Annotated in this window: 9 protein-coding genes; 2 read left to right on the forward strand and 7 right to left on the reverse strand. The window is 62.9% G+C overall.

Features of this window, described 5'->3' with window-relative positions; genetic code table 11:
* Window positions 1–110 precede the first annotated feature (110 nt).
* Window positions 111–599 (reverse strand): hypothetical protein, encoded by a 489-nt coding sequence (locus tag P9230_RS04430; protein WP_067328944.1) that lies wholly within the window; start codon window positions 597–599, stop codon window positions 111–113.
* Window positions 600–798: 199 nt separating this feature from the next.
* Between P9230_RS04430 and P9230_RS04435 the strand changes: the two genes are divergently transcribed.
* A complete protein-coding gene (locus tag P9230_RS04435; protein WP_067328942.1) occupies window positions 799–1,191 on the forward strand; it encodes a DoxX family protein in 393 nt (130 codons plus the stop codon).
* A 27-nt stretch (window positions 1,192–1,218) separates the two neighbouring features.
* Here the strand turns inward: P9230_RS04435 and P9230_RS04440 are convergent, their stop codons facing one another.
* Entirely contained in the window at window positions 1,219–3,645 is a 2,427-nt protein-coding gene (locus tag P9230_RS04440) for an FAD-dependent oxidoreductase (RefSeq protein WP_278117576.1), read from the reverse strand.
* 215 nt (window positions 3,646–3,860) lie between these two features.
* Window positions 3,861–5,399, reverse strand: coding sequence for a trimethylamine methyltransferase family protein (locus P9230_RS04445; RefSeq protein ID WP_278087374.1), 1,539 nt, complete (start codon window positions 5,397–5,399; stop codon window positions 3,861–3,863).
* Between the two features lie 211 nt (window positions 5,400–5,610).
* Between P9230_RS04445 and P9230_RS04450 the strand changes: the two genes are divergently transcribed.
* On the forward strand, window positions 5,611–6,201 hold the full coding sequence (locus P9230_RS04450; RefSeq protein ID WP_278117578.1) for a transglycosylase SLT domain-containing protein: 591 nt from the start codon (window positions 5,611–5,613) through the stop codon (window positions 6,199–6,201).
* Window positions 6,202–6,221: 20 nt separating this feature from the next.
* On the opposite strand, the gene P9230_RS04455 is transcribed toward P9230_RS04450, so the two are convergent.
* The 4 genes from P9230_RS04455 to P9230_RS04470 form a co-directional block, all read right to left on the reverse strand.
* Window positions 6,222–8,432, reverse strand: coding sequence for an ABC transporter ATP-binding protein (locus tag P9230_RS04455; protein ID WP_066990565.1), 2,211 nt, complete (start codon window positions 8,430–8,432; stop codon window positions 6,222–6,224).
* A gap of 51 nt (window positions 8,433–8,483) precedes the next feature.
* Window positions 8,484–9,641, reverse strand: a complete 1,158-nt coding sequence (locus P9230_RS04460; RefSeq protein WP_278117580.1) for an ABC transporter permease — start codon at window positions 9,639–9,641, stop codon at window positions 8,484–8,486.
* 12 nt (window positions 9,642–9,653) lie between these two features.
* Window positions 9,654–10,688 carry an ABC transporter permease gene (locus P9230_RS04465; RefSeq protein ID WP_095824958.1) on the reverse strand — a complete coding sequence of 345 codons (1,035 nt, stop codon included), beginning with the start codon at window positions 10,686–10,688 and terminating at the stop codon, window positions 9,654–9,656.
* A gap of 148 nt (window positions 10,689–10,836) precedes the next feature.
* On the reverse strand, window positions 10,837–12,495 hold the full coding sequence (locus tag P9230_RS04470; RefSeq protein ID WP_095779087.1) for an ABC transporter substrate-binding protein: 1,659 nt from the start codon (window positions 12,493–12,495) through the stop codon (window positions 10,837–10,839).
* Window positions 12,496–12,527: the final 32 nt, after the last annotated feature.

The raw sequence follows: 12,527 nt of genomic DNA on the forward strand, positions 1-12,527 counted from the left end.
CCCCTTGTGGGGCAGATATCCGGTCCATCCTCCGCAGCCGCGGCGCAGCTGCTGCGGAGGTCGGGCAAGAGGGGAGCGCTGGCCCGGCGCCGGCGTCGCCCTCTTGGGCGTCACTCCGGCGTCAGCACCGCCACTTTGAGATCGGCCTTCTTGGCGCCGCTGAGCTGCACGGTGGCCGGACCGGCCGACAGCTTGAAGCGCACGCTCTTGCGAATGCCTGGGCAGGTCTTCGCGCGGCTGAAGCCCGCCGACTTCACGGCGCGGCCGTCTTGGACGACATCGATCCAGACCTCATCGGACAGGCTGAACTGGAGCTCACCTTCAGCCGGTACGGTCACGCTTGCCATCGCGCCGAACGTGCCGGCTGCCGGTGCACGTCCAGGCGGAACTTCAAACCCGATCGTGTCGACCGCTGCAAGTGAGAAATCCGCCGCTTGCCCGACTGTCAGGGCCGCGCCGGACTGGGCGGCGGACGCTGACGGAAACAGGGCCTGCTCGCGTGTCACCGGCCATTTGAAGGCATCACAACCAGCATCGGCAGCTATGGCGAAGCTCGTGCCTGCAAGGAATGCGAAGAGGCTGATGGCGAATTTTTTCATGGCGATGGATTCCCGGATGATTTGGTGTATCCGCGCATCAATACAACTTATGAGAGACAGTTGCAACCACGGCGAGAATAAGCCGGAAGAGGTGAACTCATGCCCACTCACCGATTGTTGATGGCAGGGCATGGGAAGTGAATGGTCCGCTTCCGGGCGATAATTTATGGCGGGTCCGGAAGGGCAAGATGGAGTTTAGATGAAGCTTTTTGAAGGTCTCTCCCGCTATCAGCCGCAGGCGCTGGGCGTGCTTCGCATCATGACGGCGCTGCAGTTCACCGAGCACGGCACCCAGAAGCTGTTCAATTTCCCCGCCGGCGCCCATGCCGGGGCGCTGACGGGGCTCGCGCTGACGTCCGCAATCCTTGAATTCGCCGGCGGCATCCTGCTGGCGCTGGGGCTGTTGACCCGACCCGTGGCGTTCCTGCTCTGCGGCGAAATGGCCATCGCCTATTTCATGGCGCATTTCCCGCGCGACTTCTTCCCCGTTAACAATGGCGGCGACGCTGCGATCTCGTTCTGCTTCATTTTCCTCTATCTGGTCTTTGCCGGTCCCGGCGCTTTCGCGCTCGACAACCGCCGCAGCGCCTGATGCCCTGTGCGGACGCGCGCCTGTTTTTCAGGCGCGCATCCGCTCGAAATTGGCATCGAACAGCGGCGTTGCCTGAATGCGCGCGGCGTGGCGCTTGCCGAGGATCTCGATCTCGAAGCCGTCGGGCCTGTCGGCGATCTCCTTCGGCACGTAGCCCATGGCGATGGACTTTTTTGCATTGTGCGCATAGCCGCCGGACGTCACCCAGCCGCGCACGACGCCGTCGTGCCAGATCGCCTCGTCGCCGATGACATCGGCATCAGTGGCCTCAACGATGAAGGCGCGCAGCCGGAGCTTGCCGCCTTGCTTGCGCTCGGCAATGGCGGCTTCCTTGCCAATGAAGTCGGCCTCCTTGCCGTAGGCGACGAAACGGTCGAGCCCGGCCTCGACCGGTCCGTAGATCGGCCGGTATTCGCGCGCCCATGAGCCGTAGTTCTTTTCGAGCCTGAGCGCATTGAGCGCGCGCGACCCGAACATGCCGATGCCGAATTCCTCGCCGGCCGTGATCAGCGCCTGGTAGGCGGCGCGCTGATACTCCGGCGGCATCCAGATCTCGTAGCCGAGATCGCCGGTGTAGCTGACGCGGCCGACAAGACACCGCGCCATGCCGATATCGATCGTGGCGACGGCCATGAATGGGAACGCCGGGTTTGAGACGTCGGCGCGGGTGACTTTGGCCAGCACCGCCCTCGCCTTCGGCCCGGCGATGGCTAAGCCGGTGAGCTTCTGCCCCAGCGATTTTATCTGCACCGAGTCGTCCTTCGGCAGATGCGCCTCGAACCAGCGCATATGGTACTGCTCGGCGACGCCGGAGCCGGCGACGAACCAGTCGCCCTCGCCGACATTGGCGAGCGTGAAATCGCCGATCAGCTTGCCGTCTTCCTTCAGCATCGGCGCCAGCGTCATGCGGCCGGGCTTGGGCATCCTGCAGGCAAGCAGACGGTCGAGCCAGGCTGCCGCCCCCTCGCCCGTCACCTTGTACTTGGCAAAGCTCGAGATCTCCGAGAGGCCGACGCCGTTGCGGACGGCGGCCACTTCGCTGCCGACATGGTCGAAATCGGTCGACCGCCGCCACGAGAACTCGTCCTTGACGCCTTCGGGCGCATACCAGAGCGGCACTTCCAGCCCAAAGGCGACGCCCCATTGCGCGCCCTTGGCCGACAATGTGTCGTAAAGGGGCGTTGTCTTCAGCGGCCGTCCGGCCGGCAGTTCCTCGTTCGGGAAGCGGATCGAGAAGCGGCGCGAGTAATTCTCGCGCACCTTGGCGTTGGTGTAGGTCATCGTCGCCCAGTCGCCGTAGCGCGCCACGTCCATCGCCCAGATATCGGCGCCGGGATCACCCTCGATCATCCAGTTTGAGAGCGCCAGGCCAACACCGCCGCCTTGAGAAAAACCCGCCATGACGCCGCAGGCGACCCAGAAGCCCGGCAGACCGCGCACCGGACCGACCAGCGGATTGCCATCCGGCGCAAAGGTGAAGGGGCCATTGATGATCTGCTTGATCCCGGTTTTCTGAAAGGCCGGGAAGTGACGGAAGCCGACTTCGAGCGAGGGCGCGATACGGTCGATATCTGGCTCCAACAGCTCGTGGCCGAAATTCCAGGGTGTGGAGAATTCGGACCAGACCTTGTTGGCTTTCTCGTAGGTGCCCATGAGCATGCCGCCGCGCTCCTGGCGCAGATAGATCTCGCCGTCGAAGTCGACCGCATGGATGATTTCCGTGCCGGTCTTCTTGTTCCAGTCGGCGACCTCCGGCATGTCCTCGGTGATCAGATACATGTGCTCCATGGCGAGCACCGGCAGTTCGAGCCCGACCATGCGGCCGACCTCGCGCGCCCAAAGCCCGCCGGCGTTGACGACCTGCTCGGTGATCACATCGCCCCTGTTGGTGATGACGCGCCACAGCCCGTCGGGCCGGCGCACGATGTCCTCGACCTTGGTGAAGCGCTCCACTTCCGCGCCCAGCTTCCGCGCCGCCTTGGCGTAAGCGTGGGTGACGCCGGAGGGATCGAGATGGCCGTCCTCCTTGTTGCGCACGGCGCCGACGAATTGCTTCGGATCGATGAGCGGCATCAACTCGGCCGCTTCCTTCGCCGAGATCACCTCGAGGTCGATGCCGAGATAGCGGCCCTTGGAGACGACGCCGCGCAGCCAGTCGAGCCGCGCCTCGGTTGCTGCCAAAAGCACGCCGCCGGTCAGATGCACCCCCGTCGCCTGGCCGGAAAGCTCCTCGATCTCCTTGTAGAGGGAGATCGTGTATTTCTGCAGCTTGGCGACGTTGGGATCGCCGTTGATGGTGTGCATGCCGCCGGCCGCATGCCAGGTCGAGCCCGAGGTCAGCTCGTCGCGCTCCAGAAGCACCACGTCCGTCCAGCCGTGGCGGGCAAGATGGAACAGCACGGAACATCCTACGACACCTCCGCCGATGACCACGCCCTTTGCATGCGACTTCATGGGTTCTTCTCGTTACTTCGGGGAATTGGATGATTGAGTGGATTCAGGATGAGAGGCATGTCTCTCCTCAAACGTCGGCGCTGTCCCTCACCCTTAACCTCTCCCCGTGAAAAACGGGGAGAGGGCCAGCGCTGTAGCGCTTCCCTTCTCCCCGTCCTTCACGGGGAGAAGGTGCCGGAAGGCGGATGAGGGGCGGCGCCAGCGTTCCAAAACCGTCACGGCTCGCCCTGCCCGATCGCTTCCTTGCGGCGCGCCATATAGGCTTCAAGCGCCTCGCGCACGGCTGGGTCCATTGTCGGCTGAACGTACTCTCCCAGCGCCTTCTTCCAGAGCCGGGTCGCGCGCGCCGTCGTGTCAAGCGCGCCGGCCTCCTGCCAGGCCTCGTAGTTCTGCCAGTTGGAAAGCATCGGCTGATAGAAGGCGGTGGCATAGCGTTCAAGCGTATGCGGCTCGCCGAAGAAGTGGCCGCCGGTGGGCACGGCGCCCAATGCGTCGACCGCCAATTCGCCTTCGTCCACCACGATCGGTCGCAGGAATTCCATCATGTGCTGCATCATCTCGACATCGATGATGAGTTTTTCGAATGAGGCCGTCAGTCCGCCCTCCTGCCAGCCGGCGGCATGATAGACGAGATTGCCGTGGCCAAGCACGGCACCCCACAGCGCCATCAGCGTCTCATAGGCGCCTTGCGCATCGGCGGCATTGGACGCCGAGCCCGGCGTCGTGCGGTACGGCAGATTGTAGCGCCGCGCCAATTGCCCGGAGGCGATGTTGGCCTTGGTGTTCTCCGGCGTGCCGAAGGCCGGCGCGCCGGACTTCATGTCGACATTGGAAGTGAAGGCGCCATACATCACCGGCGCGCCGGGCCGCACCAACTGGGTCAGCACGATGCCGAACAGTGCCTCGGCATTTTGCTGCGCCAGCGCGCCGGCAAGCGTCACCGGGCTCATCGCGCCCATCAGCGTGAACGGCGTCACCGCCACCGACTGGCCGAACTCGGCCATGGTCATCAGCCCTTCGGCCATCATCTCGTCGAAGCGGCGCGGCGAGTTGACGGAAATGATGGTGGTGACGCCGGGATCCCGGCCGATCTGGTCGAGAGTCAAGCCACGCGCGATCGCCATCATCTCGATGCCGTCCAGCGCCCTGCCCCGGCCGATCGCCGAGACATGGAAGCATTTGTCGGTCAGCGTCAGATTGGCGAAGTAGGTGTCGAGGTGCCGCGAATTCGCCGGCAGCTCGATCGGCGCGCAGACCTGGTTCCCCAGCATATGGATGCAGTTGAAATGCTGCGCCAGCCGGACGAGATCGCAATAGTCGGCGAGATTGCCGGCGCGGCGGCCGCGCTCCATGTCGTGCACATTGGGCGGCCCGGCCACCAGCGTGAAGTTGATCGTGTTGCCGCCGAGATAAACGGCGTGAGCCGGGTTGCGTGGCGTAAGTGTGTAGCTGGCCTGTGTCGTCTTTAGCGCTTCGTCGACCATGCCCCGATCGAGGCGCACATTCATCGAGCTGTGATCGACCTTGGCGCCGGCGCGTTCAAACAGCGCGAGCGCTCGCGGGCTCATCACCTCGATGCCGAAACTTTCGAGAATATGCATCGAGGCCTGGTGAATGGACTCGATCTGGTCGGCCGAAAGCACCGCCATCGGCGGGTAAGGGTTGACCACACGCCGTGGCGGCAGCTGCGGAATGGGGGCGGGCCCGCGGTTGCTGGTCCGTTCGGCGCCGCGTTTTCGTCTTGGTTCGGTCATGCGTCTATCAGAGCGCCGACGTCAGGCGCGAGCTGTCAGGAATTCGCCATTTGCCGGCGTGATTTTAGCCAATGCGGCATTTTTTCACTCTGATGAAGACAAATGCGACGAGTGAAGTCGAAATATCGATAGAGCCCAGATCGAGGAGCCTCGGTCGGCGTTAAGGAAGCTCGAAAGATTCCTTTTATGATTTCGCCCTATTCGTCTTCCGATGCCTAGCTCGAGTTTTCGTAAAATTGTCGTTGTCTCTGTGCTGCTGGCGCTTTCGGCCTGCGCGACGGCGCCCAGCCACATCAACAATGTCTGCGCCGTCTTCGACCAGAATGACGGTTGGTTCGACAACTGGCAGTCCGCCGCCGAGCGCACCGAACAAAAATACGGCATTCCCGTTCCGGTGCTGATGGCGACGGTGCGCAAGGAATCCGGCTTCAAGAGCAACGCCCGGCCGCCGCGCACCAAGCTGCTCGGCTTCATTCCCTGGAAACATGTCTCCACCGCCGCGGGCTATTCGCAGGCGCTGGACGGCACCTGGTCGCAATATCAGATGGAGACCGGCAACTGGGCAGCGCGCCGCAGCCGTTTCGCCGATGCCATCGACTTCGTCGGCTGGTATCATTCCAAGACCGTCGACACTTTCGGCGTCGCCCGCAACGATACCTACAGTCTCTATCTCGCCTACTATCTCGGCTGGTCGGCCTACGGCCGCGGCAATCGCGGCGATGCCGGCGTGCAGAACTACGCGCACGCCACCGATCAGATGGCCCGCGACTACGCCGCCCAGTTGCGGCAATGTGGGAGCTGACCCCGGGACCGGGCGAAGTCTTAGTTCGGCTTCGGCCTCTTGCCCCTCGGGCGCTTGGGCGGGGTGCCGGCAAAGCCCGGCCCCGTGCCGTGCGGCGCGTCGTCCGGCACGCCTTCATGTGCCGCATGCTCCTTGTCGAACTTGATGACCGGCTCCATCTTCGCCAAGACATCGTCCGACAGCCAGCACAGGCTCATATGGCCGTTGCCGAGATTCTTCACCGGCGGCACCGTCGTCTCGCACAGATTGTCCGGCACCAGCTTCTTGTAGCCGCAGCGCGTCTGGAAGGGGCAGCCGGTCGGCGGGTTCATCGCCGATGGGATATCGCCTTCGAGCACGATGTGCTTCTTGACAACGCTGGTGTCGGCGATCGGGATCGCCGAGAGCAGCGCCTCGGTGTAGGGATGGTAGGGCGGCGAGAATATCTGGTCCGTCGTCCCCTGCTCGACGATATAGCCGAGATACATGACGACGACACGGTCGGCGATGTAGCGCACCACGGACAGGTCGTGGCTGATGAACAGCATCGTCGTCTTGTTCTTGCGCTGGATGTCCATCAAGAGCTCGGTCACCGCCGCCTGCACCGAGACGTCGAGCGCCGAGACCGGCTCGTCGGCCACCACCACCTTGGCGTCGCCAGCGAAGGCGCGGGCCACGCCGATGCGCTGCTTCTGGCCGCCTGAGAGCTGGCGCGGCTTGCGAGTCTCGAAGGCCCGCGGCAGCTTCACCAGGTCGAGCAGCTCCAGCATGCGCTTGCGCCGCTCGGCGACCGTCTTGCCGACATTGAACTTCTCCAGCGTGCGGATGATCTGCGAGCCGACCGTGTGGCTCGGGTTCAGCGTATCGAACGGGTTCTGGAACACCATCTGGATCGACGACACCGTCTCGACATTGCGGCTCTCGATGCCGGTCGACTGGATCTCCTTGTTGCCCAGCGTCACGGTGCCCGAGCTTGCGGTCTCAAGCCCCAAAAGCACCTTGGCGAGCGTCGATTTCCCGCAGCCGGACTCGCCGACGATCGCGACCGTTTCGGACTCGCGCGCGGTGAACGAAATCGTCTCGTTGGCCTTGACGACGCGGCCTTCGCTCGAGCCGAACACCTCGCTGCCGCCGACCTTGTAGTACTTCTTGAGATTGTCGATCTTGAGCACCGGCGCGCCGGGCTCGACCTTTTCGTTGACCTTCTTGGCGCCGGGCGGCAGCGCTTCCCAGTCGATCTCGTTGAAACGCACGCAGCGCGAGAAATGGCCCTCATGCCCCTCGACGGCAACCATCGGAATTTCGGCGGCGTTGCAGACGCCCTCGACGAAATGGTGACAGCGGGGTCCGAAATTGCATCCCTTCGGCCGCTCATGCGGCAGCGGCAATTGGCCGGGAATGGAGATCAGCGGCCGCGAATTCTTGTCGGCGCCGGGCAGCGGAATCGAGCGGAACAGCCCTTGCGTATAGGGGTGGCGCATCCGGTCGAACACGTCCTCGATCTTGCCGGTCTCGACGGCCTCGCCGGAATACATCACCGTGATCTTGTCGCAGGTCTCGAGAATGAGGCCGAGATTGTGCGACACGAAGATCATCGAGGTGCCGAACTTCTGGCCCAGTCCCTTGACCAGTTCGACGATGCCGGCCTCGACGGTGACGTCGAGCGCCGTCGTCGGCTCGTCGAGGAGCAGCAGCGCCGGTTTCGACAGCAGCGCCATGGCGATGACGATGCGCTGCTGCTGGCCGCCCGAAAGCTGGTGGGGATAGGAGCGCATCATGCGCTCCGGATCGGGCAGCTTGACCGCGCGCACCATCTCCAGTGCACGGTTATGGGCCTCTTCCTTCGAGACCTTGTCGTGGATCAGCGGCACTTCCATCAATTGCTGGCCGACCTTCATCGCCGGATTGAGGCTCGCCATCGGCTCCTGGTAGATCATGGCGATCTTGTTGCCACGGATGGCCCGAAGCTCCTCGTCGGACATCTCGCCCATGTCCCTGCCCTGGAACTTGATGCGGCCGCCGACGATCTTTCCGATGTTTGAGAGGTCGCGCATGATGCCGAGCGACACGGTCGACTTGCCGCAGCCGGATTCGCCGACGATGCCCATCGCCTCGCCGGGCATGACCGTGCAGGAAAAGTCCATCACCGCCGGGATCTCGCCCTTGCGGGTAAAGAAGGAGATCGAGAGGTTCTCGATCTCGATGATCGGCCCATTGGTCGTCTTGGCTGGATCTCGAACTGCCTCGTTCATGGGTCGCTCCAATCCTTGCTTCCTGGGAAGATGGGGCCCGAAGCCCCGCCATCAATCCTTCATCGACTGTTCGCGCAGCGAATCCGCCAAAAGGTTCAGGCCCAGCACGAACGACATCAGCGCGATCGTCGGCGGCAGCGCCGGGTGGATGAACGAGCGCAAGAGCCGGCTGGCATCCTTGATCGCGGTGCCCCAGTCGGGACTCTCCGGCGCCAGCCCCAGGCCGAAATAACCGAGCGTGCCGAGCAGGATCGTCGTATAGCCGATGCGCAGGCAGGCATCGACGATCAGCGGTCCGCGTGCATTGGGCAGGATTTCCCACAGCATGATGTACCAGGGCGATTCACCGCGCGTCTGCGCCGCCGCCACGTAGTCGCGCGTCTTGATATCCATGGTCAGCCCGCGCACGATGCGGAACACGCCGGGGCTGGAAGCGAACACCACCGCCACGAAAATGTTGAGCTGGTTGGGATCGATGTGGACGATCCTCAGCGGATCCTTGTCGAAGACGAGGCCCGCATAGATCCAGCCCCCGATGACGAGCGTCAGGCCGAGCAAGATATAGAGCCGGTCCGGCCGGTTCTTGTAGCGGGTCCAGAACAGCACGCAAAAGAAGATGATCGGGAACAGGAAGAACAGCCCCGCCAGGGCGTACGGGATAGGCGTATCCATGATGCCTGGCGTCACCAGCAGGTAGAACAAAAGGATCACCGGGAAGGCCAGCACCAGATTGGCGAGGAAGGACAGCACCGTGTCGATCTTGCCGCCGTAGTAACCGGCCGGCAGGCCGAGCGTGATGCCGACCATCAGCGCAAAACCGGTCGCCGCAGGCGCGATGATCAGCACGATCTGGCTGCCATAGACCATGCGCGAGAACACGTCGCGGGCGAGCTTATCGCCGCCGAAATAGTAGACGAGCTTCGATGTCGGCTCGATCGCGCCGGGCAGCGTATCCTTCATGATCGACACCTGCGCCAGCGGATCGAAAGGCGAGATGGTCGAGGCGAAGATCGCCGTGAACAGCCAGAACAGGCAGATGCCGACGCCGGCAATGCCGACGCCGCTGTCAAAGAGCTGGCCGTAGAGCCCGAGCTTCTTCTTGTAGGTAAAGCTAACGCCCATCACCAGGACAAGCGCGACCCATACCGGCCAGAAGCGCCAAAGCACGCCGAGCACGACATCGAAGGCACCGATATATTCGATCTGCATCCGCCCTGCCCCCTATTGAACTCTGATGCGCGGATTGAGAAACGCGTAGCCGACATCCGAGATGAGTTGGGTGATCAGCACGATGAATACCGAGACCAGCGAGCAGCCGAGCAGAAGGTCGATGTCGTTGTTGCCGGCGGCCTCGACCAGCGTGTAGCCGAAACCCTGGTAGCGGAACATCACCTCGACGATGACGACGCCGGTGAGCAGCCACGGGAACTGCAGCATGATGACGGTGAAAGGCGCGATCAGCGCGTTGCGTAGCGCGTGCTTGATCACCACACTGCCGAAGGAGAGGCCCTTGAGGCGGGCCGTGCGGATATACTGCTGCGTCATCACCTCGACCATCGAGGCCCGTGTCATGCGCGCGATATAGCCGGTGCCGTAGATCGCCAGAGTGATCACCGGCAGGGTGAAATTGTAGAAGGTGATGCCCTGGCTGGCGGATGCCGCCGAGCCGTTCAGCCAGCCCAACCACGAGGCGAAGATGACGGTGAAGATGACGCCCGACACATATTCGGGCGTCGCCGTCGAGGCGATGGAGGCCACCGACAGGGTCCGGTCCGTTCGCGAGCCTTCGCGCATGCCGGCAAGGATGCCGATGAGCAGCGAGATCGGCACCATCACCGCCAGCACCCAGAACATCAATATGCCGGTGGCGCCGAGTGCCGGAAACAGCTTGGCGGCGACCGTCGTCTTGAACTTGGTCGAACAGCCGAAATCGCCCTGCAGCACGCCGGAGAATTTCGGCTCGACCGGATCGTTGCAGAAGGAGAAGCGCTGCGTCACCTTGCCGGTGGCCGGATCGGTGATCGGCTGCTTGGGCAGGACGCCCAGCCATTGGCCGTAGCGCGCAAAGAAGTTCTGCCGGTAGCCGTGATTGACCAGCCAGCTTTCGAGCTGTTCGGCCGACGTGTGCATCTCGGTCTGGCTGATCGCCAGCTTCTTCAAGTTGGGCTCGAGATTGACGAGAAAGAAGACGACCAGCGTCAGGCATAGCATCGTGAGCACAATCGTGCCGATGCGTCTGGCAATGAATGAGAACATGCGCGCTCCCCGCCGGCCGGGTTGGGGTCAGATAGGTTCAACCCTGTGTCGGATACCTTGTGAGGCTCCGCCACCGTTGCACAATACGCAACGGCGACGAAGCTGCAAATACGAGGGGCTGACGCCCCTCATATTTATCGCAAAAGGATCACGCCTGTTCGAGCCAGACCTTGCCGAAGTCGTGCTCATAGGTCGGGTGCATCGAGTGGTTCTTCACCTCGGGCTTGATGTTGATGTAGAGCTTGCGCCAGTAGGGCTGGATGATGATTCCGGAATCCTGCAGGGTCTGCTCGATGTCCTTCATCACAACCTTGCGCTTCTCCGCATCGGCGATGCCGAGCGCCTCGTTGACCTTCTTGTCGAAGTCGGGATTGGCGTAGGCCGTCTCGTTCCACGCTTCGCCGGAGCGATAGGCGATGGAGATGACCTGGATGCCCAGCGGGCGCATGTTCCAGTTGGTTTGCGAGAACGGATACTTCGTCCAGTCGTTCCAGAAGGTCGAGCTCGGCAGCACGGTGCGCTTCACCTTGATGCCCGCTTCGCGCAGCTGGGCCGCGATCGCGTCCGTGGTGTTCTTGTGATAGTCTTCGTCGTTGCTGATCAGTTCGTGCTCGAAATCGATCACGCCGGCTTCCGTCAGCATCTGCTTGGCCTTGGCGATGTCGCGCTTGACCTCGGGCAGCTTGACATATTCCGGATGGATCGGCGCGACATGGTGGTTTTCAGCCGGGGTGCCGGCATTGCCGTAGCCGAGCTGCAGCACCGTGGCGTTGTCGACCGCAAGCAACATCGCCTGACGAACCTTCTGGTTGTCATACGGCTTGTGGGTGATGTTGAAGCGCGACACCACGGTGGCGGCCGTGACGACCTCCGAAACCGGCGCGCCGACATCAGCGATGATCTTGATGTAGTCGGCGGTCGTTTCGTGGTTGGTCTGGACTTCGCCGGATTCGAAAGCCGAAACCGTCGCCGCCGGATCGGTGCCGTAATCGATGAACTCGACACCATCGAGGAAAGCTTCGCCCTGCCACCACTTGCCGGTCTCGCGGCGCTTGTAGACCACCTTCTGGCCGACATCGTAGGAGACAAGCTCGAACGGGCCGGTGCCGATCGGGCAATTCTTGAAGTTGGCGCCCTTCTCATCGAAGGTCTTGTGCACGACCAGTGCCGGGTAATCGCACATGTTCGGGATGATCGCGATGTCGGGCTTGCTCAGCTTGAGCTTGACCGTCATGTCGTCGACCTTGACGACGGAGCCTTCGCGCAGCTTCTTGGTGCCGTCGTCGACCAGGCTGCCGAGGCGGCCAGGCATCGAGTTGCCTTCCGCTGCCTTGTCGGCCCAGCGGGTGAAATTGTAGATCACGTCGTCGGCGGTGAACTTGTCACCGTTATTCCATTCGACGCCTGGCCGCACATGCAGCGTGTATTCGGTGGCGTCGTCGTTGATGTCCCAGCTTGCCAGCAGGTAAGGCGCGAAGGTGTACTCCTTCGTGTACTTCACCAGCGGCTCGAGCGCCTGGCGCTCGGCGTTGGCAATCTCCGACCAGTCGGCGGTGCGTGGATCCTTGGGATCCTTGATCGACATGGCGACCTTCAGCACGCCGCCCTTCTTGCCCTGCACGTCCTCGGCCTTGGCCGGCGTCGGCGCGGCGAGACCGAGCATGCCGTAAGCCATTGCCGTCGATGCACCGAAAACGCTGGCCAACGCCAGGAATTCACGGCGGTCCACCGTGCCCGACTTGGCCGCTTCGGCCATCGCCAGGATGTGGTCCGGAACGCGATCACCGTTACTTTTGTAGATTGCCATGACTGACTCCCATTGTTTGGCTTTTTGCCTTT

This window comes from Mesorhizobium sp. WSM4887 (genome assembly GCF_029625865.1).
Lineage (GTDB): Bacteria > Pseudomonadota > Alphaproteobacteria > Rhizobiales > Rhizobiaceae > Mesorhizobium.